The sequence below is a fragment of the Tabrizicola piscis genome (assembly GCF_003940805.1).
GTDB classification, from domain to species: domain Bacteria; phylum Pseudomonadota; class Alphaproteobacteria; order Rhodobacterales; family Rhodobacteraceae; genus Tabrizicola; species Tabrizicola piscis.
The window spans coordinates 98,510-121,332 of the sequence record NZ_CP034329.1 but is presented as its reverse complement, the minus strand read 5'-3'; the positions used below and the strand labels follow the sequence as shown (position 1 = coordinate 121,332).

The 22,823-nt window shown below is 61.8% G+C and carries 24 protein-coding genes and 1 pseudogene; 13 read left to right on the top strand and 12 right to left on the bottom strand.

Annotated elements, in window-relative coordinates; translation table 11 throughout:
- The first annotated feature begins 59 nt into the window (after positions 1-59).
- Positions 60-1,637 carry an IS66 family transposase gene (gene tnpC, locus EI545_RS20890; protein WP_125327805.1) on the top strand — a complete coding sequence of 526 codons (1,578 nt, stop codon included), beginning with the start codon at positions 60-62 and terminating at the stop codon, positions 1,635-1,637.
- A 467-nt stretch (positions 1,638-2,104) separates the two neighbouring features.
- The gene (locus EI545_RS20885) at positions 2,105-2,509 is read left to right on the top strand and encodes a single-stranded DNA-binding protein (RefSeq protein WP_090271194.1); all 405 of its coding nucleotides are present in this window, start codon (positions 2,105-2,107) and stop codon (positions 2,507-2,509) included.
- A 110-nt stretch (positions 2,510-2,619) separates the two neighbouring features.
- Here EI545_RS20885 and EI545_RS20880 read toward each other — a convergent pair whose 3' ends face one another.
- Entirely contained in the window at positions 2,620-3,762 is a 1,143-nt protein-coding gene (locus EI545_RS20880; RefSeq protein WP_245990434.1) for a hypothetical protein, read from the bottom strand.
- 303 nt (positions 3,763-4,065) lie between these two features.
- On the opposite strand from EI545_RS20880, the gene EI545_RS20875 reads away from it, so the two are divergent.
- From EI545_RS20875 to EI545_RS20835, 9 genes are all read left to right on the top strand, one after another.
- A complete protein-coding gene (locus EI545_RS20875; protein ID WP_125327881.1) occupies positions 4,066-5,265 on the top strand; it encodes a DUF932 domain-containing protein in 1,200 nt (399 codons plus the stop codon).
- A 130-nt stretch (positions 5,266-5,395) separates the two neighbouring features.
- The gene (locus EI545_RS20870; RefSeq protein WP_125327880.1) at positions 5,396-5,836 is read left to right on the top strand and encodes a JAB domain-containing protein; all 441 of its coding nucleotides are present in this window, start codon (positions 5,396-5,398) and stop codon (positions 5,834-5,836) included.
- A gap of 106 nt (positions 5,837-5,942) precedes the next feature.
- Positions 5,943-6,461, top strand: coding sequence for a DNA repair protein RadC (locus EI545_RS20865; protein WP_125327879.1), 519 nt, complete (start codon positions 5,943-5,945; stop codon positions 6,459-6,461).
- A 102-nt stretch (positions 6,462-6,563) separates the two neighbouring features.
- The gene (locus EI545_RS20860; RefSeq protein ID WP_125327878.1) at positions 6,564-7,055 is read left to right on the top strand and encodes a DUF6878 family protein; all 492 of its coding nucleotides are present in this window, start codon (positions 6,564-6,566) and stop codon (positions 7,053-7,055) included.
- 10 nt (positions 7,056-7,065) lie between these two features.
- A complete protein-coding gene (locus EI545_RS20855) occupies positions 7,066-7,443 on the top strand; it encodes a DUF6915 family protein (protein ID WP_125327877.1) in 378 nt (125 codons plus the stop codon).
- A 1-nt stretch (position 7,444) separates the two neighbouring features.
- On the top strand, positions 7,445-7,642 hold the full coding sequence (locus EI545_RS20850; RefSeq protein ID WP_125327876.1) for a hypothetical protein: 198 nt from the start codon (positions 7,445-7,447) through the stop codon (positions 7,640-7,642).
- 74 nt (positions 7,643-7,716) lie between these two features.
- Positions 7,717-8,136, top strand: a complete 420-nt coding sequence (locus EI545_RS20845; RefSeq protein ID WP_125327875.1) for a hypothetical protein — start codon at positions 7,717-7,719, stop codon at positions 8,134-8,136.
- Positions 8,129-8,773 carry an antitoxin of toxin-antitoxin stability system gene (locus EI545_RS20840; RefSeq protein WP_125327874.1) on the top strand — a complete coding sequence of 215 codons (645 nt, stop codon included), beginning with the start codon at positions 8,129-8,131 and terminating at the stop codon, positions 8,771-8,773. The genes EI545_RS20845 and EI545_RS20840 overlap by 8 nt, the downstream gene beginning before the upstream one ends.
- Positions 8,774-8,830: 57 nt before the next feature.
- Positions 8,831-9,424: a DUF6088 family protein gene (locus tag EI545_RS20835; protein WP_125327873.1), complete on the top strand. Its 594-nt coding sequence runs from the start codon at positions 8,831-8,833 to the stop codon at positions 9,422-9,424.
- Between the two features lie 84 nt (positions 9,425-9,508).
- On the opposite strand, the gene EI545_RS20830 is transcribed toward EI545_RS20835, so the two are convergent.
- The 3 genes from EI545_RS20830 to EI545_RS20820 form a co-directional block, all read right to left on the bottom strand.
- Entirely contained in the window at positions 9,509-10,186 is a 678-nt protein-coding gene (locus EI545_RS20830; RefSeq protein ID WP_174258200.1) for a nucleotidyl transferase AbiEii/AbiGii toxin family protein, read from the bottom strand.
- A complete protein-coding gene (locus EI545_RS20825) occupies positions 10,187-10,450 on the bottom strand; it encodes a hypothetical protein (protein ID WP_125327872.1) in 264 nt (87 codons plus the stop codon).
- Between the two features lie 92 nt (positions 10,451-10,542).
- On the bottom strand, positions 10,543-11,364 hold the full coding sequence (locus EI545_RS20820; RefSeq protein ID WP_125327871.1) for a type IV toxin-antitoxin system AbiEi family antitoxin: 822 nt from the start codon (positions 11,362-11,364) through the stop codon (positions 10,543-10,545).
- A 360-nt stretch (positions 11,365-11,724) separates the two neighbouring features.
- Here EI545_RS20820 and EI545_RS21480 point away from each other — a divergent pair.
- Positions 11,725-11,856: pseudogene (locus tag EI545_RS21480) on the top strand (IS3 family transposase); the annotation flags it as partial.
- 33 nt (positions 11,857-11,889) lie between these two features.
- Here EI545_RS21480 and EI545_RS20815 read toward each other — a convergent pair.
- Positions 11,890-14,250: a 1-deoxy-D-xylulose-5-phosphate synthase N-terminal domain-containing protein gene (locus tag EI545_RS20815; protein ID WP_125327870.1), complete on the bottom strand. Its 2,361-nt coding sequence runs from the start codon at positions 14,248-14,250 to the stop codon at positions 11,890-11,892.
- A gap of 137 nt (positions 14,251-14,387) precedes the next feature.
- Here EI545_RS20815 and EI545_RS20810 point away from each other — a divergent pair, with 137 nt between their 5' ends.
- Positions 14,388-14,840 carry an Lrp/AsnC family transcriptional regulator gene (locus tag EI545_RS20810; protein WP_125327899.1) on the top strand — a complete coding sequence of 151 codons (453 nt, stop codon included), beginning with the start codon at positions 14,388-14,390 and terminating at the stop codon, positions 14,838-14,840.
- A gap of 70 nt (positions 14,841-14,910) precedes the next feature.
- Here the strand turns inward: EI545_RS20810 and EI545_RS20805 are convergent, their stop codons facing one another.
- From EI545_RS20805 to EI545_RS20775, 7 genes are all read right to left on the bottom strand, one after another.
- The gene (locus EI545_RS20805) at positions 14,911-15,951 is read right to left on the bottom strand and encodes an alpha/beta fold hydrolase (RefSeq protein ID WP_125327869.1); all 1,041 of its coding nucleotides are present in this window, start codon (positions 15,949-15,951) and stop codon (positions 14,911-14,913) included.
- Between the two features lie 29 nt (positions 15,952-15,980).
- A complete protein-coding gene (locus tag EI545_RS20800; protein WP_100196011.1) occupies positions 15,981-17,024 on the bottom strand; it encodes an ABC transporter ATP-binding protein in 1,044 nt (347 codons plus the stop codon).
- A gap of 1 nt (position 17,025) precedes the next feature.
- Complete coding sequence (locus EI545_RS20795; protein ID WP_125327868.1) at positions 17,026-18,057, bottom strand: ABC transporter ATP-binding protein; 1,032 nt, start codon at positions 18,055-18,057, stop codon at positions 17,026-17,028.
- Complete coding sequence (locus tag EI545_RS20790; RefSeq protein ID WP_125327867.1) at positions 18,057-18,899, bottom strand: carbohydrate ABC transporter permease; 843 nt, start codon at positions 18,897-18,899, stop codon at positions 18,057-18,059. The genes EI545_RS20795 and EI545_RS20790 overlap by 1 nt, the downstream gene beginning before the upstream one ends.
- On the bottom strand, positions 18,896-19,762 hold the full coding sequence (locus tag EI545_RS20785) for a carbohydrate ABC transporter permease (protein WP_125327866.1): 867 nt from the start codon (positions 19,760-19,762) through the stop codon (positions 18,896-18,898). Before EI545_RS20785 ends, EI545_RS20790 begins: the two co-directional genes overlap by 4 nt.
- Positions 19,763-19,970: 208 nt before the next feature.
- Positions 19,971-21,500, bottom strand: coding sequence for a type 2 periplasmic-binding domain-containing protein (locus EI545_RS20780; protein WP_100196111.1), 1,530 nt, complete (start codon positions 21,498-21,500; stop codon positions 19,971-19,973).
- Positions 21,501-21,545: 45 nt separating this feature from the next.
- Positions 21,546-22,598 carry an NAD(P)-dependent alcohol dehydrogenase gene (locus tag EI545_RS20775; protein ID WP_100196007.1) on the bottom strand — a complete coding sequence of 351 codons (1,053 nt, stop codon included), beginning with the start codon at positions 22,596-22,598 and terminating at the stop codon, positions 21,546-21,548.
- Positions 22,599-22,823 lie beyond the last annotated feature (225 nt).

Sequence of the window (22,823 nt, the reverse complement as noted above, 5' to 3'; positions counted from 1 at the left end):
GATGACTCAGTCGGCTCTTTCCAGAGGCATAGCCCATGGTGGTTTGGTAAAAACCTGCCATGCCGAAGACCGCTGATCTGCTTGAAGAAATTGCTGCGCTGAAGGCGATGCTGATCGCCGCGGATGCGCGCGACAAGCGCAAGGACGAGCGCATTGCACATCTGGAAAAGCTGGTCGCGGCCTTCAAGCAGGCGGTCTTCGGCCGGAAATCGGAGAAGAGTAATCCGGACCAATTCGAACTGGCGTTGGAAGATCTGGAAACGGCCATGGCTATGATCCATGCCGAAGAGGATGCCGAGGATCGCGCCGCCAAGCGCCCCGCCAAACGGCGTTCTGCCAACCGTGGATCGCTGCCCAAGCACCCGTTGCCCGGCAACGGTTTGCTTGCAAACCGTGAGAGGGGGCCGCGCATCGAAGAGGTCATCGAACCGGACAGCCTGACTTGCGCCTGCGGTGGTTGCCTGCATTGCATTGGCGAGGACGTGTCGGAACGTCTCGACATCGTGCCCGCCCAGTTCCGTGTCATCGTCATCCGCCGTCCGAAGTATGCCTGCCGGTCCTGCACCGATGGCGTTGCACAGGCGGCGGCCCCTGCGCGGCTGATCCCGGGCGGCATGCCGACCGAAGCCACGGTCGCCCATGTGGTGGTCAGCAAGTATGCAGATCACCTTCCGCTTTACCGGCAGGCCCAGATCTACAGCCGTCAGGGCGTCGATCTCGACCGATCCACGCTTGCCGATTGGGTGGGCCGCGCCGCCTTCGAACTCCGCCCCGTGCATGATGCCCTGATGGCGGACCTGAAGCGATCAACCAAGCTCTTCATGGACGAGACCCGCGCCCCGGTGCTCGACCCGGGTGCAAGAAAAACCAAGACGGGATACTTCTGGGCCTTGGCCCGTGATGATCGACCGTGGGGCGGTGCAGCTCCACCTGGCGTTGTCTTCACCTATGCTCCCGGTCGCGGTGGACAGCATGCCGAGCGGATATTGCAGGGTTTTGGCGGCATCCTGCAAGTGGATGGCTATGCCGGATACAACCGCCTGATCGCAGCGGACAGGATCGGTCCGGGCATCCAACTCGCATATTGCTGGGCCCATGCCCGCCGTAAGCTGATCGAGATCACCCGCACCGGGCCCGCGCCGATTGCTGAGGAAGGTGTGGCACTGATCCGCGATCTCTACGCCATCGAGGCCGGAATCCGCGGCCAAGACCCCATAACCCGACTGGCCGTCCGGCAGGATCGCTCCGCCCCGATCATCGCCCGCATCGACGACTGGCTGACGCATCACCGCGCCCGCGCCTCGGCCAAATCGCCCTTAGGCGAAGCACTCACCTACATCGCCAAATACCGTGACGGACTGGGACGCTTCCTCACCGATGGCCGCGCGGAGATCGACAACAACACCGTCGAACGCACCATCCGCCCCATCGCCCTGAACCGCAAGAACGCCCTCTTCGCAGGACACGACGCAGGAGCCGAAAACTGGGCCGTCATCGCCTCGCTGATCGAAACCTGCAAGATGAACGGCATCGATCCCCACGCATGGCTGACGGCAACGCTCACCGCCATCGTTCAAGGCCACAAGCAAAGCCAGATCGACGACCTGCTCCCGTGGAATTACCCCGTCACAGTGTGATCGGGACAGCGCTTACAGTGCCTCGAGATCGTAATCAGCCATTGATGCGGTCCGTGTCCTGAATGTCCCGGTATCGATACCCTGTTGATGCAGGGTGCCGCAACTCCCGTAAGGCAAGGGCAGGGGTGGCAATGGCTGTCGGTCGCCGCTTCCGTCGCCAAGGAGTTGCTGAACTGGGGGTCAGGCTGTCCCGATTGGCCGGGTGACAGGTTCTGGCATCGGCTCCCTCCGCATCTCTGTCTCCTGGGCCATCCCTTCGACTGACAATCCCCTAATCCCGTTCGGGCTCTCGCGCGCAACCCCGCGTCAGTCCGGGCCGTGTTGCCCCTTTGGGGCTGCCCGCTCCACCCCGGTCCTCTGGGGGTTTCCGGCGGCCGTTCCGTCCACCGTGCACGCGTCACCCGACGGGCTTTTTCCGGGTCTTGTCGAAGGGACGGTCCCAAAGACAGGACACACAGGAGCTTACCATGCAGAACATCGTCATCCTCGCCGGCAACATCGGTCAGACCCCCGAGGTCCGCACCACCCAGGGCGGCACCAAGATCACCAACTTCAGCCTCGCCACCTCCCGCCCCCGCCTCTCGGAAGGTCGCGTCCTGCGCGACGAGAACGGCTACCGGGTCATGGACACCGAATGGCACCGCATCACCTGCTTCAACGGACTCGGCAAGACAGTCGCGGAGCATTGCGAAAAGGGCATGAAGGTTCTCGTCCACGGCCGCATCCACTACACCAAGTGGATCGATAGCATGGGGAACGACCGCTACGGCTGCGAGATCATCGCCGAGAAGGTCGACTTCCTGAGCCGTCCGAAGTCGGCCGAGAACGAAAACCCCGAGCTGGTCGACCGCGACGACGAGATCCCGTTCTGAGGAACGGGGTCTCCCCCTCGGGTCCGGCGGGGAAACCCGCCGGGCCAAAGGCAGTTTTCGCCTTCTGTTGCCCGCCTCCTTGAGCGTCCGAGGCCGCATAGACTGCGCAGCTACCGGTTCGCGTCCCTTTCTTCGACGATGCCGTGACTGCGATAGGCATCAAGCATCATGCGAGTGTATTCGGCCGTGCTCTGTGTCACGGTGCCCAAACCGGGCCACGCGAACAGCGGATCCGACCACATAACTTCCAACTCCAGCTCGATCCCGAGCACTGCAGCCACGTCGATCGCCGCCGTGGGCTCCTTTTCTTCGGGCCAGTAGTGATCCTCGAAGGAAACAACGACATCGAGATCGTCATCCACCCAGATTTCGGCCAGACCTGCTCCCATGCGCTCACTGGCATTGGTTGCATCCTCGAACAGAGCTGCCCGGATCAAATGGGTCACCTGGTCCTTGCTGAGATCAAGCTTCGGCCGCGGATCGACGATAGAGGCGATGGGTTCAGTCCCTTGACCTTCGGCACGAGCTTGAACCGGCACTGGCTTTTCCTCGTTCGGTCCTAACCAGAACGCTTCAGGAAAAATGTTGATTGGTGATGCGCCGCAGCCGGGGCAATGCCAATGGGTTCCAGCGATCTGTGGGCCGGTGATTTCTGCGTTGCAGTGTAGGCAGTACCAGAGGTTTGATTCCTCCATCTCCAAAAACGGGTGGCGGACCTTTCCCTCTGCATCAGGTTTCGTGGCGCGCCGTGGCCAGTCGGCAAATCGTTGCGCTTTCACGCTTTGCATCAATTCCTTTGCAATCCCGATGGCTTCTTCACACAGCACCCGATCGTTCATCGGGCTGTTCTGGGCATGCTTGATGTCGATTTCGACCCGAGGGGCAGCTGAAGGGTTTTCTGGCAGGATGATCCGCCAACCATCACCTTCCATGCGGACGTCGCCAAGCATTGTTTTCAGCGCGTATGGATACCCTCGGACTTCTCCTCGAGTGACGGCATCGGGGCCCCCGAAGATATGGTCGAAGGTCGAACCCTCGTAGGAAGTGATCCGTTCCACGAAGGCCTTGATCGTGGCGACTTGTGCTTCGGAGGGAGCCCACTCTCCTTTGGCGCTACCCGTCAAGGCATTCCAATGGGGAAAGTCCAATCGCGCCGCAACAAGGTCGAGCGCTGCGTGCTGTGGTTGACCGGTCGCTCTGGCGTAACGCTTTGCCAGGAGTTTCAAGTTCTTAAGCTTATCGTTCTGTGTCATGATCCATGTCCAAGCTGGATCCGACTAGGTGCCCGCTGCTAATCAGACCCGCCTATGGCATGAAGTCTGCTGTTCGAAGTCAAAATCGCTGCAAAGCTTCGCGTGGCGGGCACACCGGCCTGCGAGAAAGGCCATATACAACGTCTGCCATTTTCGATTGCAGGTCAAGACCGATGCGTTGCGGGGTTGGAGCGCCTCTGGCTTTGCACCGTTTGCCCGAGAGAGTCCGAGTTGTGCCGGTTTCCCGGTGACGGGTTGAGGGTCGGGAGAGTGGCTTCCGGCGCCTGTCACGGGAGATAGCCGATGGGCGTTGTAGAAGTTCTGGATCCGGTCGCGCCGACGCGTGCTGGTGGCTGGAAAGTGGATGTGAGCCGGGGTGAGCGGAACGGGCGGGTGTCGTCCGAATGGTTCAACCGGCCTGATGACGAGCGGTACCTGTCGCTCGATGATCTCTGGGCATCGGTGAAAGGTCGGTCCGAACGCAGCCGCAGCCGTGTGGTGCAGACGGCCGACATCCGGGTCGAAGCAACGCGTGATAGCGCCGAGCGGATGCACCTGGTCCTGCCGAAAGCGCAAGAACCGGTCGCGCCCACGCACTGGGCGTTCGGCCAGCTTGCCAGCATCGTCGGCGCTCCTGCCTCCTACCTGCGGCAACTGCCCGCGCCGCTGGCGGGGATCAATCTGCAATACGGCCTGACCAACCACCGCGCCGAGCAGGTGAAGACCTTCGAGACCGAGGATGGTCGCACCGAACTGCGCGCCGTGACCGGCCCCGACTATGGCCGCATCCATGACCACGAGTTGGTCGAGGCGGTGCAGCGCATCGCGGGCAATGGCACCGGCGATACGCGCTGGAAGGTGCCGGGTGTGCTCGACTGGTCGACCGGGGTCTACAACCCCGATGTCGAGATCAGCCGCGACACGACCACCCTGTATGCCTCGGACCGCGATGTCTTCCTGTTTCTGGTCGACGACCACAACCCGATCGAGGCGGGCCGCCTGCCCGACGGCTCCCCCGATCTCTACTTCCGGGGCTTCTACTGCTGGAACTCCGAAGTTGGTGCGAAGACGCTCGGCATGGCGAGCTTCTACCTCCGTGCCGTGTGCCAGAACCGCAACCTCTGGGGCGTCGAGGATTTCCAGGAGATCAAGATTCGCCACTCGAAATACGCCGCCTCGCGCTTTGCGCATGAGGCTGCCCCGGCGCTGACGCGGTTCGCCAATTCCTCGCCGCAGGGCTTCGTGAACGGCATCAAGGCGGCGCGGCAGCAGATTGTGGCGCGGACGGACGAGGACCGGGATGACTTCCTGCGCAAGCGCGGGTTCTCGAAGGCGGAGTCAGGCAAGATTATCGAGAAGGTGCTGATGGAAGAGGGCCGCCCGCCCGAGAGCATCTTCGATTTCGTGCAGGGCATCACGCGGCTCGCGCGCGACAAGACCCAGCAGGATGCCCGCCTCGACATGGAAGGGCGCGCCAAGAAGCTGCTCGACCGGATCGGTTGACGGGCTGTTCCCAACCAACGCGACCGCCCGCATCCGGGGCGGTCGCGCCCATTTCTTTTCCAGCAGCGCGCCACTGGCCCCGCCTCGACAGGGCAGGGGGCTTCGGCGCGCGCAGTTCAGCGAGACCCCCATGACCCCCCAGGAAGAAACCGTCATCCTCGAGGCTCGTGACATCCTCGGCCGTTACCTCAGCCAGAACCCGGTCATCGGCAGCTGGCAGGCGCTGATGGACTATTGCGCGTTCAGCGTTCGCGGGCCCATCGAGCGCTTCCATGTCCTCTATCTCGACCGCAAGAACCGCATCATCGGCGATGAGCTATTGTCGACCGGCACAGTCGATCATGTCCCCGTCTATCCGCGCGAGGTGATCAAGCGGGCGCTGATGCTGAATGCCAGCGCCCTGATCCTGATCCACAACCACCCCTCGGGCGATCCGACGCCGTCGGAGGCCGATCTCAGCATGACCAAGGAGATCCAGAAGGGGTGCAGGTATCTCGGTCTGACGTTGCACGACCACATCATCGTCGGTGCCGGAACGGAGCTGAGCCTGCGGGCTTTGGGCAGGCTCTGACTTCGCCTGCGAACCTGCCGCCGCCGCTTCGAGGAAGAGGGCGGCGGTTTGGTCTTTGACGGATGAAGCGGTGAGAGAGGCTTCCCGCGCCGTCGGAGATCTTCCCATGTTCGACCTGCCATTGCTGATCCAGCCGTCCGCCTACGCACAGGGCGTCCCGCCGCATTTTCCCTCGGGCGACACTGATCCCAACCTGCCCTTCGCCCTGACCCTGTCGCGCCGCGCACCGGCCGATCTGATGTTGGGCCGCGCCGTTCCGCTGGTCCTCGCCCACTTCGCGACGCTGGCCGAGGCCATGCAGGGTGCGATCGACCATGCCGAGGGGATCGCCCCGGATGCCGCGACCCAGCTTCTGGCAATCCTCGACCGCGACGAGCGCCTTGTGCTGGCCGGGGCCGCCAGCGGCCACGCCGTCGCTTGGTGCCACCCGGTGTCGAGCGCGGCTGAGGCGCGCGGCGTAGTGACCGAGGCAAGCCAGCTGCGCGCGCAGGCGGGCCGCGCCGCCGCCTGGGGAGAGCCAGATCTGGCGAAGCGGCTGCGCCACCGCGCCGATCTTCTGGACGGGCGTCTCGTCGACCCGCTCTGGCGCGCCTTGGCCGCCCGGGCGCTGCAGGTCGCTGCGTGAGGCCCGAGAGACAGAGAAGGGCAGGGGGGGATTTGGAGCTTGTCCGGGGGAGAGAGATCGCCCGGCCCGGCTCCGATCCCTTCCCTTTACCGGAGACACCCGATGACCCTGAGTGAACCCACCCTCGCGCCCCCGATGGCGCCCTCGACCGTCGACATGGCGCAGATCTTCGCGGCCCACGCCGAGCGTGCCGCTCGGATCGAAGCGCTGCGCCCCGGCAACAAGGATCGCCTCTTCGACGGCCTCACGGCCGCCGGCATCACCCATGTCACTATCACCTTCGATGGTGCTGCAGACAGCGGCCAGATCGAAAGCATCGGCGCATGGTCCGGCGAGACCACTGTCGATTTCCCCGCGACCGAGATCGAATACGCCGCGCTGACCTGGGACAATCCTGAGGTCGAGATGCGCAGCCTTTCGCTGGAGGATGTCGTGGAGCAGCTCGCGTACGACTTCCTCTCCGACACCCATGGCGGTTGGGAAAACAACGACGGCGCTTACGGCGAGTTCTGCTTCGACGCCCCGGCTCGCTGCATCCATCTTGAGTTCAACGAGCGCTTCACCTCGTCTGAACTCTTCACCCATGATTTCTGAGGGGGCGGCGATGGCACATCCCTATCACCACGCCCTCTCCTCGGTGAAGAAATGGGGCGGCACGGTCGACTGCTACTTGGCGCTGCATTCTTGGTTCGATGCCAGCAAGGAGATCACGGCCGATTTCCGGCACCGGGCGCTCCGCCACCATGCCGAGGGTATTTTCATGGCCGAGACGATCTTCGGCCAGACCCTCACCCTCTCGACCGGGCGCATCATCCCGACCCGGTGGGTCGGCGAGCAGCATGTGAAGGAGGACCTCGGTTTCATCCCCAGTTTTGCCGACTGGGTGAAAGCGATCCGCCCCGAGCCGTGGATGGGCCGGGCCGAGAGGATCGAGGCGCTGGTGGATCCGCATCTCGCCTCGCCCGTGGTCGAGGTCACCTGACATGACCGATCCGACCTATCAGCGCCTCGGCCTGCTCGTGACGGCGTCGCCCTATGCCGTCCTGCGGGCGGCAGTCCGGGCGCTTCACCCCGACACGCGCGCTGTTCGCGGCTTCCGGACCGCGCGCAAGCGCTTCTATCGACAGATGCTCTGCGCGCATGCCGCGCGACAAGTGGAGGGCGACAGGTCCACAGGCTGATCGCCCCAACCACCCCTTCAACCCGACACAGCGCCCGGCCGTTCGGCCGGGCCTTCCCCATTCAGGAGGTTCCCATGGCGGATTACTTCACCCATTTCTCGTGCCTGCTCGATGTCGGCACCCCCGACAAGGCGGCCCGCGTGCTTGCGCTGTTCGAGGAACTCCGCGCCGCGGATCAGGACGCCGACGACCCGGAGGTCGCGGGTTTCACTCTCGCGCGTCAGGACGCGCCCGAGGGCAGCACCCTCTGGCTCCATGACGAGGACCACGGCGATGTCGAAGCCGTCATCCGCTTCGTCCTGCGTCTCGCGGAAGAGTTCGATCTCACCGGCCTCTGGGGCTTCCAGTATGCCCTCACCTGCTCCCGACCGCGCCTCGACGCCTTCGGCGGCGGCGCGCATGTCATCGATCTCGGCGCACGCAAATCCGTCGGCTGGACCAGCAGCCAGGAATGGCTGGCCGCCGCGCTGAATGGGGAGGACGTCGATGCCTGAGATCATCTGCACCAACGTCTACCAGTTCCCCGAACTCTCGGATGCCGCCAAGGAAAAGGCGCGCAGCTGGTATCGCGAGCTTGGCCCCCACGACGATTGGTGGGACGCGGTCTATGACGATTTCGAGCGGGTCTGCGAGATCCTCGGCATCCGCCTGAAAACCACCCCCGTCCGCCTGATGGGCGGAGGGACGCGGGCCAAGCCCTGCATCTGGTTCTCCGGCTTCTGTAGCCAGGGCGATGGGGCCTGCTTCGAGGGCTACTGGTCCCACGCCAATGGCGCGGCCGTGCGCATTCGGGACTACGCCCCAACGGATGCGACGCTGCATGGCATCGCAGACCGGCTGCAGGCCATCCAGCGGCGCAACTTCTACCAGCTTGCCGCCGAGATCAGCCATCGCGGTCGCTACGATCACGAATACACCATGTCCGTTGACGTCACGCGCGACAGCCCGACCTGGCAGCTGCCGACTGATGACGCGGAGGAGGTTGTGACCGAGGCGCTGCGCGATCTGGCCCGCTGGCTCTACAGCCAGCTTGAGGCCGAATACGACCACCTGACCTCGGACGAGGCCATCGAGGAAGGGATCATCGTCAACGAGTACACCTTCACCGAAGGAGGGCGCCGCTTCGGGTGAGACCGCACGGTTGAAAACTGTCAGAAATTGGTACAATTTTCTGACAAAGGAGCGATCATGGAGCGCATGGCCGAAAGCATTATGAATGTTGCGACGACGTTGCCGGAGGGAGTGCCCTTGGCAGCGAAGGGGCTCCTGCACCTCGGCTCGCGCGCGGCGGTCGATCAGACGCTGTCGCGTTTGGCCGCGCGCGGCGAGTTGATCCGTGCGGGACGCGGCATCTACATGAGGCCCGTCCAGACACGCTTTGGTCCGCGCAGTCCGTCGGCTGAACAGGCGATTGAAGCGCTCGCTGTGCAGCGGGGTGAGACGATCGTCCCGAGCGGTGCTGCTGCTGCGAACGCTCTGGGCCTGACCACGCAGGTGCCGGTCAAGTCGGTTTACCTCACTTCCGGTCGAAGCCGTGTGCTGAACCTTGGCCGGCAAGCGGTCGAACTGCGTCATGCACCGCGCTGGCAGTTGGCCCTTGGGAGCAAGACCTCGGGCCAGGCCGTCCGTGCGCTGGCATGGCTCGGGCCGGATGAGGCTCCCAAGGCCCTGCAAATCCTGCGATCCAAGCTCACGGAGACGGCAAAGATTGAACTGATGTCCGCCGCGCCGCAGTTCCCGACTTGGCTGGCACGATTGGTTGGAGAGATGCTCCATGGCTGAGGCATTCCTGCGCCTCAACGGCAAAGACCGGCTGGATGCTCTTGGCGTCGCAGCCGATCGGCTTGGCCGGCCGTCTGCGACCGGTCAGCCTGCTCGCGCGATCGCTTCGACCAGGACTGCCTTCGTTACTCCCTGTGCATGGCCCTGAAGAATCTGAAATCCCTCTGACACCAACAACTTGCCTGTGACGGCATCAACCAGCGCAGGATTCATTTTCTCGGCGACTGCGAGCGCTCCCCGGGAAGCATCAGGAAATCTGGAGCAGGCTTCAACGACGTAGTCGGTGCCAAGTGCATGGGCGACGGCGGCGATGTCGAACATGTCCCGGGGCTGGAGGTGTGAACCGCGGAAGACTACCTTCTTGGCCAGGATTTCGGCTGGCGTCTCGAGTTTGACGCGTCGTCCGCGGATATCGGTAATGACATACGGTTCTTGGGTGACTGGGTCGCAGCAGATGAAGTCGATCTCGCCGACGCCATTGAACACGATCTTCAAGGCGCGCGTGCCATCGGTTTCATAGTCGCTCGGTGCGAGTGCGAGATTGTATCCTTGCGTCTCAGGGTTCAAATACGGGAGATACTGGGCATCGTCGATAAAGAGATCGATGTCGTGGCTTTCGCGATGCTTGATTTGGAGCATGAGAGCCGTTCCGCCCCCAAAGCTCCAGTTCGTCATGCCGATACCCTGACCGTTGGCTTGGTCAACGATCGCCATAGCCACATCAAAAAGCTCGGGCCAGCGGCTTGGCTGCGGGACGTTCATTCAGATCGCGAGCGGGAGCTTGTATCCGGCGAGCTCGGAGAATTTTTTTGCGACCACGATGACTGCGTCCTTGCTAACACCCATCTCGTCGATAAACGACTGCTGCAGTTTGGGGGACACTTCGGACAGGAAGGCGAACACGCTGCAATCGAAGGCATCGACGCTCTTGCTGTCGGCGATTTTTTCGGCCAGCTGGGTAGCCGTCACCTGCACGCCGTAGGGCGCGCTGACTGTCGACATCACTTTCGCTGCGACCGAGGCCATTGCATCATCTCTGTGAGGTAACTTCTCGCGTAATGTAGTCGATGGGCATCAACAAAGCAATAAAGCCCCGCTTTACCTGGGCTTCCTAGGTCTCACGCGCCACGGTCGCCTACCGGTTGCACGAAATCTTCCGGCACCATGATCCGATAGCGCGGGTGGATCTTGCCGCCTTGAACCAAGGCTCGGTCGCCGCTGCCGAGATCAAATGCCTGCGGGTCGATCCTTTTGCGCCAAGGATGATTGTGACGGTCGGCAAAGACGAAGAACAGGCGCTTGACCTTGATCTTGCGGCAAGCCTCGAGGAGGTCGGAAAGCAGTTTCGGGCGCAGGGTTGTCAGGCTCTCGAAAGCCATGTCGAGCGTGTGGAAACTCTCATGGTCGGGCAACTCGTCCATGGCCTCCAGGATCGCGCGCTCCGGCGTCGACATCGTGAGACCCCAGTCCCACGGCTGGCCGGTCGTCATGCCTTCGATCAAGCCCAGTTTCGGGTCGGCAAACAAGGATCGGGGGCGGGTTCTTATCGGGGCATCCATCGGCAGTTTCGCCAGCCAATTGGGGATACTGACCCCATAGACCCAAACTGGAGCGCTTTCGCCGAGGCGCAGATAGTGGGCATGTCCCTGTTCGCCGAGCGCCGTGGTGCCGCCAATATGCAGGTCATGACCCATGATATGCTGCGTGGAGAGGATGCAGGTCTTCCAGTCGATGCTGTTCGACGTCGGGGGGGCTGCGGTGCTGGGGAGTGGGCGGCGGAATACGCCTCGGGTGATGCGGTCGAGCCAGCCGCGCTTCACATAGTCACGGAAGCTCTCATAGGCGATGCCTTGGGAGACGAGCCACGCGGCATCGACCAGATACCCGGCGGGCACGGCATCAAGCAGCTTCTTCAGATTTTGTGACCTTACGGCGTCCATGATGCCTAAAGTGACATATTTTTAAAGAGAACACCATGGATTTCTTTGACGGAAGCGACACTTTAGCGTTTCGGACGCTCCAAAGTCAGAATTTCCAAAGAACTGAGGGTAGCCCTAATTGATGGGAGATTTGAATGCGCGGGGATAAGGGACGGCTATAGATTTGCGGTGGTTGCCGAAGGTCGCAGCGGTGTACCTCCCGGAGAGCCGCCGCGACCAGACCGTGGTCCTTCGGACAGAAGCTTGACCGAGGCTGATGTCCCTAAGCGCCCCTGCCAACCTATAGGTTGGCAACTACGCTCGGTTTGCCAAGCCACGGTATCGTTCTCAATAGCGATTGCCTTGTCCTACAATAGCTTGCGGGCCCGCAGTGGAGCCCGACAAGACGTGTTCGACTACATCGAGTTCTTCTACAACCCGCAGCGCAAACACGTTAGGAACGGCATGCTGTCACCGATCGCCTTCGAACAGCAGCAGAAACTGAAACTGTAAGGAGTCTAGCAAACTAGGGGCTGTTCACTGACCCTAAGAACCTCGTCCCGTTGTCAAACCCGCTATGGACTGCGCAAGGGAGTCACGGTCCAGCCCGAAGTGGTGATAGAGGTCGCCGATTGTGCCAGTCTGGCCGAAATGCTCGACCCCGTGTGACACTGTCTTGTGCCCGCCGACCGACCCTAGCCAGGCCAAAGTGGCCGGGTGTCCGTCAATGGCCGTGATCAGCAGACAATCTCGTGGCAGGTCCGCCAACAATGTCTCAATGTGGCTGCGTGCCGCCCGGTTACCACGTGCGCGGGCGCGCTGTGCGGCCGTCCAGCCCGCGTTCAGCCGATCGGCCGAGGTAACGGCCAGCACCCCCACATCGCGGCGGTGTTCGCCGATGATGCCCGCTGCCGCAATAGCCTCAGGCGCTACAGCCCCCTGATAGGCGATCACTGACTGGCAATTTGGTCCGGGCTTTCGCAGCCAGTAAGCTCCGTCGATGGCTCCTTGCAAGAAGGCGTTGTCGTGGCGCTTGCCCGGCTGTTCGAGCGGGTTTGTCGTCAACCGCAGATAGACCGACCCGCCTGTTTTGTCGCGCAGCCAGGTGCGTTCGTCCGGGTCGCCATCGCCGTCGCGTTGAAGGTAGTCGAAGGCCCATTCCATGATCACCGCCAATTCATCGGCAAAGGCCGGTTCAAACGCCGCCAAACCATCCTGCGACATGCCGGTCAAGGGTGTCCCGATGGACTGATGCGCGCCGCCTTCGGGCGCCAGTGTAACGCCCGACGGGGTGCCGATGATGATGAAGCGGGCATCCTGATAGCAGGCATAATTCAGGGCATCGAGGCCCCGATGCACAAAGGGGTCATAGACTGTGCCGATGGGGAACAGCCGCTTGCCGAATAGGCTGTGTGACAGGCCCGCCGCCCCCAGCAGCAAGAACAGGTTCATCTCGGCGATGCCCAGTTCGATATGCTGTCCCTCGGGCGCAAACTCCCACTTCGCGGTCGAGGGGATGCGGTGCTCAATGAAGGCATCGGCCTGCGGCTGACGCGCAAACAACTTGCGCCGGTTGACCCAGGGGCCGAGGCTGGTGGTTCCCGTTACGTCAGGCGAGGTGGTAACGATCCGCGCGGCCAACGCAGAGGAGCTCTTGGAAAGATCGTCGAGGATCTTGCCGAAGGCAGCCTGGGTCGAGATCTCGCGGCCAGTATCGACGATGATCTTCGGCACGGCAATGCGGTCGTCGTGATAGCGGCGGCTGCCATTTGCAAAAAACGGCACACGCGAGAGGAAACTGCGCAGGGCGGTCGGGTCTTGGACGGTGGCCATCGGCTCCCACTCCTGGCCCTGCGGCACGCCCATGTGCCTTTGCCATGACGCAAACTGAGTGGGGTTCATCAGCCCGCCGTGGTTGTCCTTGTGGCCGGCAATCGGGGTGCCCCAGCCCTTGATCGTATAGGCGAGAAAGCAGGTCGGCCGGTCGTGGGTGACGGCGTCAAACGCCTCGGCCATGGTCTGCACGCAGTTGCCGCCAAGGTTTTCCATCAGCGCTGCCAATCCTGCGTCGTCGCGCCGGTCGATCAGCGCCGACACATCGCCCTGATCGCCCAGATCCTCCATCAGCCGCTTGCGCCAGACGGCCCCGCCCATAAAGGTCAGCGCGGCGTATTGCTGGTTCGGGCAGCGGTCGATCCAGTCGCGCAGGGCGCTGCCTCCCGGCTCGGCAAAAGCCGCGCGTTGCAGGGCGCCGTATTTGACCCGCACCACATCCCAGCCGAAGGCGTCGAAGATCTGCTCGATCCGCGCAAACAGCCCTTCACGCACGATCCCGTCCAGCGACTGGCGGTTGTAGTCGATGATCCACCAGCAGTTTCTCAGATCGTTCTTCCAGCCCTCTTGCAGCGTCTCATAGACGTTGCCTTCGTCCATCTCGGCATCACCGACCAACGCCACCATGCGGCCCAAAGGCAGATCGCCGCCCCAGTCCTTGGCGGCGATATAGTCCTGCACGATCGACGCAAACGACGTGATCGCGACGCCAAGGCCGACCGATCCGGTAGAGAAATCGACATCATCCACGTCCTTGGTCCGGCTGGGGTAGCTTTGCACCCCACCGAAACCGCGGAAATTCTCCATCTTTTCGCGGGTCTGGTTGCCCATCAGATACTGGATGGCGTGAAAGAGCGGCGAGGCATGGGGTTTGACCGCGACCCGGTCTTGTGGCCGCAGCGCGTGGAAATAGAGCGCTGTCAGGATCGACACCATCGAGGCCGACGACGCCTGATGCCCGCCGACCTTGATCCCGTCTACCTTGGGCCGGATGTGATTGGCGTGATGGATCATCCAGTGCGACAACCACAGCAAGCGCTGTTCAATGGTTTTCAGATGGGGAAAATCAGGCATCGGCAACTCCTTTAGGCAAGAATATCGCAGTCCTTGGGCGAGATACCTGCATTTTACCTGTCTTTTCGCACTCCGATTGCTCATATTCGGCGTCAAATTGACAAGGGGCGCTGATTTTCGGCGTATATCATGTGAAACTGGATCAGATCGACCACCGAATTCTGAAAGAACTGCAGGCAGATGCGCGCATCTCACATCAGGAACTGAGCGAGCGTGTCGGCCTGTCGCCCTCACCCTGTGCGCGGCGCATCCGTCGGCTAGAGGCCGACGGCTTCATCACCGGCTACAGCGCCGTGGTGGACGAGGTACGCATGGGCTTTGGCTTCAGTGTCTTCGTCTCTGTCAAGCTGGATCAGCAGGTGGACCGCAAACTTGTCGAGTTCGAGCGTGAGGTCAAACTCTGCCCCGAAGTTGTGGAGTGTTGGCTGATGACCGGCAGCTTCGACTATCTACTTCGAATTTCGGTTGCCGACCTGAACGACTTCGAGCACTTTTTGACCGGACGTCTAACGAAGATCGGCGGAGTCGCTTCGATTGAGTCTTCAATACCTATCCGATGGGTAAAGCGGCAATCCGCGCGGATCAGCTGAGCTTAGGACGAGACTCCAGACGCAATCAAGTCCACCAGATGACTGATCAGATCGCCCGCAAGAAGATAGCCTAGACCTGTTCACCTAGCAGCCCGGAGAGAGCCGCGTTGATCTGCGGCATGTAATCAGGCTCGATGGCGAAAAGACCAAGATGGCCTGCCTTGCCTTCGATCACGGTCAGGCGGGCACCGGGGATCAATGCTGCCTCTGCGATGCAGGTGGTCACAGGGAAAATCTGGTCTGACGATATCGGCATCAGCAGCACCTTCGACTTCACCTTCGCGTAGGCGGCCTTTGCATCGCCGCCCGCAATGCCACCCACATCGGCGCGTTGCCATTTGCTGACCTGTGCCAGCAGGTTGTTGGCATCCATCGGCGCGAAATAGCCGGTCATGAAATCGGTCAGAAAGGCATCCAGAGACGCATGGCCCAAGGGTTCCCACCCCTTGCGGTCTAGAAAATCAGGGCACCAAGCAAGGTTTGTCCAGTAAAGCGCGTGCTGGCGCAGTGGCACTGCCATGTCGGCAGCGGCATAGGCTCCGCCGTTGAAGCCTGGAGCAGAGGTCAGGATGTCCTGCACGATCTTGCCTATGACCACGGCATGGGGGCGCGTGGTGCCAACCCCCGCCAAGGCCGCAACACGCTGTGCAAAACCGGGGTAACGGCAGGCCCATTCCAGCGCCTGCCCCGCCCCCATCGACCCGCCGAACACCAGCGCCAGATGATCGAGGCCAAACGCCTCTGTCACCAGCCGGTGCTGTGCGTTGACGTCATCTCCCATTGACACTGCGGGAAAGGCCGCCCCCCCTTGCGCCGCAGAGTTAGAGGGCGATGTGGACAGGCCTGATCCCAACTGATTTGCCAGAATGATGAAATACTTCGATGGGTCCAGCGCATGGCCCGCGCCTATGTAAATCTGCTCCATGATCTTGGTGGTGCCCGTGTACCAGGTGGTGACCAGCACTGCGTTGTCCTTGGCCGCGTTCAGCGTGCCTTGGGTGGCGTAGGCAATTTGCGCGTCCTTCAGCACCTGCCCCGAGGTCAGGGTGAAATCGCCAAGGCTGTGCAGATGAAACGGACCGTGGTTTTCCTGTGAATAGTAATCACTCATTGTTGCCATCTCCTCAGGTTGCAAATTTCTCAGGCCACAAGGCGGCCTTGGTGGTATAGCCGCAAGCAGTCTTGCGGCACGTCAAAACGCACGATTGCCCCGACCGTTTCGGCCCCTGCTACGGCACGGATGCGCAACGACGCGTCGCCGACCGACAAGGCCAGCACCTGATCGGCACCTTCAAACCAAATGCGCGTCACGGTGCCTGCCAGGGGGCCACCCGCAACCGCATGCTCCGGGCGAAAGGCCAGTGTCAGATCTGTGGTAGGCAGGTCCGCGGGGGCTGTGCGGGACAGGCCGGCGCCGGGGACAAGCACCCGGTCACCCTCGCGCACGGCGGGCAAAAAGTTCATCGCTGGGCTGCCGATAAAGGTCCCAACATGGGTGGTGGCAGGGCGTTCAAACAGCTCTTGCGGAGTGCCCGCCTGTATCACCTCACCGTGGTTCATCACGACAACTGTATCGGCAAAGGTCAGCGCCTCGTTCTGGTCATGCGTGACCAGCACCATAGTCAGGCGAAACTCGCGGTTGATGTCCTTCAGGATCTTGCGCAGCTCGAACTTCATCTGCGGGTCGATCACCGTCAGCGGTTCGTCCAGCAGCACCGCTGAAACATCTTCGCGCACCAGCCCGCGGCCCAGCGAGATCAGTTGTTTCTGATCTGCCGTAAGCGCCACGGCGCGGCTGTTCAGATGCCGCGACAGGCCCAGCCGCTCGGCAATCGCCTCGACCCGCGCCTTGATGCGGGGGGTGGGCACGCGGCGGCACACCAACGGGAAGGCCAGATTTTCGCCCACCGTCATCGACCGGTAGATCACCGGCACCTGAAACACCTGCGCGATATTCCGCGCGCCGGTGTCTTTATCAGTCACATCCTGCCCGTCAAACAGGACCCGGCCCTCAGACGGCTTCAATAGGCCCGAGATGATATTGAGCATGGTGGATTTGCCACAACCAGATGGCCCGAGCAGCGCATAGGTGCCGCCATCGCGCCAGGTCATGTCCAGCGGTTTCAGCGCATTTGTTCCGTTGCCGTAGGAGTGGGCCAGTTTGGCCAGCCGAATTTCTGCCATGTCAGACCCCTGCCCTTTGCCCGTCTGCGCCAAAGACTAATCCTTTGTGCAGATCAAGATGCACGCCCACCACATCACCGGGGCTTCGCAGCACGACGCTTTTTTCCTGCATCACCAGGTCAAGGCCGTTCAACGACAGGTGGGTCAGCGTTTCAGACCCGGTGACTTCGGTAAGCGTGACCCGCGCCTGATTCGGCCCGCCCGCGCGGATATCGCTTGCGCGCAGGCCCAGCGTGTAGGCACCCGACGGCAGAGTAATTGCCTGCTGGCCAAGCGCGCCGAAATCGGCAACGCCGTTCTGGTGAAATGGGATCGGGTTGATCGGCGGGTCGTTCACGACCCTGGCGGCGGTCAGGCTGGCCGGGTTGGCAAAGACATCACGCGGGCTGCCCGATTGCACGATGCGACCGTCCGCCAGCAGCACGATCTGGTCGCCCATCTGCAAGGCCTCACGCGGATCGGTCGAGGCGTAAAGCACCACTGTGCCCGTCTCTACTGCCAAGAGGTCAACCAGATCTTTGCGAAACGCCTCGCGCAGATTGTAATCAAGGTTCACAAACGGCTCGTCCAACAGAAGGACCGGGGCCTTTTTCACCAGCGCGCGGGCGATCGCCACACGCTGTTGCTGGCCACCTGACAGCGCCGAGGGGCGGCGGTCCACCATCGCGGCAAGACCCACGCGCGCTAGGGCCGCCTCGGCGCGGGCGGCGGCGTCGGCCTTGGCCACACCCGCGCGCACCAGGGGGAAGGCCACATTGTCGCGCACGTTCAGATGTGGATAGTTGATGAATTGCTGCGTCACCATCGCCACCGGGCGCTTCCAGGGCGGCAGGCGCGTCCAACCCGTGCCGTCCAGCAAGATCTGGCCCCTGTCCGGCGCAATCAGCCCCGCAATCGCGCGCATCAGCGTGGTCTTGCCCGCCCCAGTGCGGCCCAGAATGGTGGTCAGCGTGCCGGGCTGAAAGCTGGCGTTAATGGCGGCTAGATGCGCCACGCCCCCCACCAGCAGCTCAAGATCTGTGATCTTCAGCATCAGCGCACCGCCCCGGCCAAGCCGCCCTTTGACAGGAACCGCTCTACCACAAACGCCAGCACAACCAGCGGCGCGATGGATACCAGCGCCGCCGCCGACAGCGACCACCACGGCGTCACCGATGAATTCAGCGACACGATGGCCACTGGCAAAAGCTGCGTCTCGGTAAAGGTCAGCGTGAAGGCAAAGAAAAAGTCATTCCAGCCAAAGATGATGCAGAACATCCCGGCCACCACCAACCCCGGCAGAGCATTGGGCAGGATCACCCGCCAGAAGGTGGTGATCGGATTGCAGCCATCCATCCACGCCATCTCATCCAGCCCACGCGGCACGCCGTTGAAGAAATCGACCATGACCCACACGGCAATCGGCATCAGCAGCGCCACATAAACGAGGATCAACCCCGGCAGACTATCCAGCAGGCCAAGCGAGCGCAGCATCAGGAAAAAGGGAATGGCCAGCACGATAGGTGGCATGATTCGCTGGCTGATGAAGAAGAAGGTAATGTCGCTGTTGCGCATCCACAGAAACCGGAAGGTGAACCGCGACAGCGCATAGGCGGCCAGTGTGCCAAGCGTGATGCTGATCACGCTGGCCGAAAGGGTAACGACGAGGGAATTGTAGAACGGCTTCACCACATTGATACCGCCCACCCCGCCGAAAAGCGACTGCCAGCCCTGCAAGGATGGTTCATACTGCACCCACGGGATCCATGTCGCCCCGCCGGTCACGCCATTGGCGGATTTGAAACTGGTGGTCAGCGCCCAGAGGAACGGGAACACGACAAAGGCCGACCACAGCGCGATCGCCAGATATTTCAGCGCCAGATACAGGGTTTTCATGCCGCGTCCTTTACCAATGCGCGCACCAGAAGCTTGGCAATCACCGTCAGCGCCACGATCATGATGATCAGGTAGGTCAGCGACAGCGCCGCCGAATAACCGATCTGGAAATCCCGCATCCCCCGAATGTAGATGTAATAGCTGGATGTTTCGGTACTGGTGCCCGGCCCGCCAGATGTCAGCACATAGACCGTTTCCATGATCTTTGACGCCTCGATCAGGCGGATCAGGATGGCCCCCACCGAAATCGCGCCCAGCATCGGAAAGGTTACTGAAAAGAACGTCCGCACAGGCCCCGCACCATCAATCTTTGCAGCGAGATATGGCTCGTTTGGCAAGGACAAAAGCCCCGCCAGCAGCAGCAGAAACATGAACGGCGTCCATTGCCAGACCTCGACAATCACCACCGCCGCAAAGGCCCAGCCTGCGCTGGAGAGCCAAGGTGCGGCGCCGATGCCGAGACTTTCCAGAATGGGGTTCAGCGGCCCGAGGCTTTCATGAAAGATCGTGCGCCACAGCACCGACATGACGACGGGCGTGGTCATCATCGGGATCAGGAACAACACCCGGAACAGCCGCCGCGCGGCTAGGTCGCGCCAGACCATCAGTGCCAGCGCAAAGCCAAGGACATACTGGATCAGCACCGTGGTGACCGAGAGCAGCGTCAATCGCCCGAGAGCCTGCCAATAGCGGGCGTCCTCCCACAGGCGGCCATAGTTCTCGCCGCCGATCCAGTTCAAGCCGGGGTTATACACATCCCAGGAGGAAAAGCTGACGCGGATGGTGAACAGAAGCGGGAAAAGGATGATCGCCACCAGCACCAGAAGGCCGGGCAGAAGGAACAGGTATTTCTGGCGGTACATCGGCGTGCGGTCCTTTTTGGTTTCGGATCGGCTTGGTTGCCGTCACTAAAGCCGCCCCACCCAACCCTCCGCCCCAAAGGCGGGAGGGAGAAGCGGGATCTGCAAAGCTGTCTTGCGACGCATCCGGCAAGACGTGCCACGTCAGTGCAGGGGCCTCCCCCATGGGGAGGCGATGGGGGTGGGGGGGGCTGCAACAGCCCCCCTTTGATCACTTGTCTTCCAGTGCCACCACGTTTGCATAGGCGGCTTTCACCTTGTCCTTGCCAATCCGGTCCACGATTGCGGTCCATTCGGCGGCCACACCATCCAGCGCCTCTTGCGCCGTGGCCTCGCCCGATTGCGCCCGTGCCACACCTGCAGCCAGCGACGACATGAACTCGCCCACCCCCGGCACGCGCAGGTCGAACACCTGATTGGGGGCGCTGTCCACCGCCTTCAGCGTGTCGGCATAGGTGGTGGCAACGGCAGCATCCCAGCCAAGGTCGTTCTGATAGAACGCCGGGTCGAAATGTTCGGCCCGGTACGGGTTCACGCCAAAGCGGCCGATTTGCAGGTCAGCCATGGTGTTCGCCTCGTTGGAAAAGAAGCACAGATAGTCGAATGCCATATCCTGATTGGGGCTTGCCGCGGCCACTGCAGACGACCAGCCCCAGGTGACATAGGATACCTGATTTGGCGTCTCGAACGTATCCCACGCGCCGGTGGTGCGGTTCCAGACCTCTTTCGCGCCCGGCAAGGGTGCTGCGGCCACCTTGTTGCGGATCGGGCTGTCAGCCTGCATGGCCTGAATGAAAGCATCGTCCCATGAATAGGACATCAATGTCTGCCCGCCACCGAACGAAAAGATCTCATCCCCCAGACCGAAAGACGTGCCACCGGGCGGCATCGACGCCTGTGCCGCCACGAACAGTTCCAGCCCGCGCACCCAGCCGGGGGTGTTGATCAGGGGCGTCATGGTTTCCAGATCAAAGAAGAAACCACCCTTCACGTCGGGGTGCTTGGCATAGGCCGCAACACGGCTGATGAAGGCGGAAAACATCAGGTCGTCGCGCTTGGTCACTTCGGCAGTGCCGAAGTTCGGCGCACCGTCGCCGTCAAAGTCGAAATCGTTGAAGACGGCGGCGACCTCGTTATATTCCTCCCATGTTGCAGGCACGGTCAGATCGCGGCCAGTGGCCTCTTTGAACTTCGCCTGCATATCCGGGTTTGCGAACACATCGCTGCGGTACTTCAGATAATGGCGGTCGCCGTCCATCGGGTATTGCAACAGCTTGCCATCCACAAGCGACACGCCACGGTAGGTGTCGGTCACAGATTTCATCCCCGATGTTTCCTGATATGCCGCAGGCACTTCGGCAAAAAACGGACTAAAATCCCCCAGCCACAACGAGGCATGGAACAGCACGTCATACGCCGCCTGCTGTGTCTGGAACGGAATCATGATCCGCTGGAACAGATCGCCGAACGGCACGTGCACCACGTTGACGGTGGCCCCGGTCAGTTCCTGAAACTGCTGAGCGTGCAGCGCTGTCGGCTCGCCGATCACCGGGATGGCATGGGTGATGATGTTCAGCGTGCGCCCGGTGTAGTCCTTGGCATCAATCGCTTCGAAGGAACAGGTGCCCGGCACATCGGCCTTGATGCCGTATTTGGTGTAATCCTCAGCCATTGCCGTGCTGGCAATCAGGCTCAGGGCCGTCGTTGCGGCAAACGCGCCGCGCAGCGTTGTCTTGGTCATGGTTTCCTCCCGAAAGATCATGTTTATTGCAAGGGAAGCGGACGGTCAGGGGACCAGAACCGCACGTCCCTTGATCTTGCCGTGGTGCAGGTCTTGCAGTGCCTGATTTGCTTCGCTGAGTTTGTAGTGCTTGGTCGCCAGTTCCACCAAACCGCGGTCAGCCAGCGCCATCAATTCGGTCAGTTCGGCCCAGGTGCCGACAAGATTGCCGATAATGTTTCGCTCGGTAGAGATCAGGTCAACGGTGGGAATATTGATGTTTTCGCCGTATCCCACGATGTAATAGCTGCCGTTGGCTCGGGTCATGTCGAGCCCCTTCTTCGTGGTGCCTTTTTCGCCCACGAAGTCGATCACTGCCTCGGCTCCCTTGCCGCCAGTCAGCGCCAGCACGGCGTCAACCTCGTCACCGTCAGCCTTGACCAGATGATCGGCCCCGCCTTCACCTGCCAGCTTCAGCGACACATCGGAAATATCAACGACGATGATCCGCGCTGCACACATGGCGCGCAGAACCTGCACACCGATGTGGCCCAGACCGCCCGCGCCGATGACAACCGCCGTCTGGTCGGGCAGCAACACTTGCGCGGCTTTCTTGGCTGCGCGGTAGGCCGTCAGTCCGGCGTCGGCATAAGGGGCCACGTCCTTGGGGGCCAGCGTCTTGGGCAAGGCTACAAGATTGCGCGACGATGTCAGCAGCGCCTCGGCATAGCCGCCGTTGCTGTCCAGCCCCGGAAACTTGCCGTCACCGTGCATGTCATGGCCACGGCGGCAGGCAAGACAAGTGCCACCCGTGACCTTCGGGTGCACGATGACCGGATCGCCAATCTTGAAGCCTTCAACCTCAGGGCCGATTTCTTCGACCCAGCCTGCGTTCTCATGCCCCATAATGAGCGGCAGCAGCTTATCGCCGGTGGGGTCGGTGATCGGCATCCACACGCCTTCAACGATATGAAGATCGGTGCGGCACACACCGGCCCCGCCGATGCGAACAATTACATCTGTCGATTTTGCAATCTTGGGATCCGGCACGTCTTGCAAGGTCACCCAGTTTGGCGCGGTCAAAGCCATGTCGTATTTGTGAAGAACCTGCGCCTTCATTGGGTGACCTTTCCTGTTTTCCGCCCGGTCGGGCATTGTGGTTGCATGACCGACAAAGCAGCCTTCCGTCGGCCCGGCAAATCAAAGGCTTCCCCCCTGCGGAAGCGTTCAAACTGTGGACGAAACAGCCCCAGAGCGTGGGTTTTCTGAACAGAGTCCAAGCGATTCAGAGCCATGTGGACAGCATGCGGCCCCATCATCCGGCCACTGTGCAAAATCTGGACA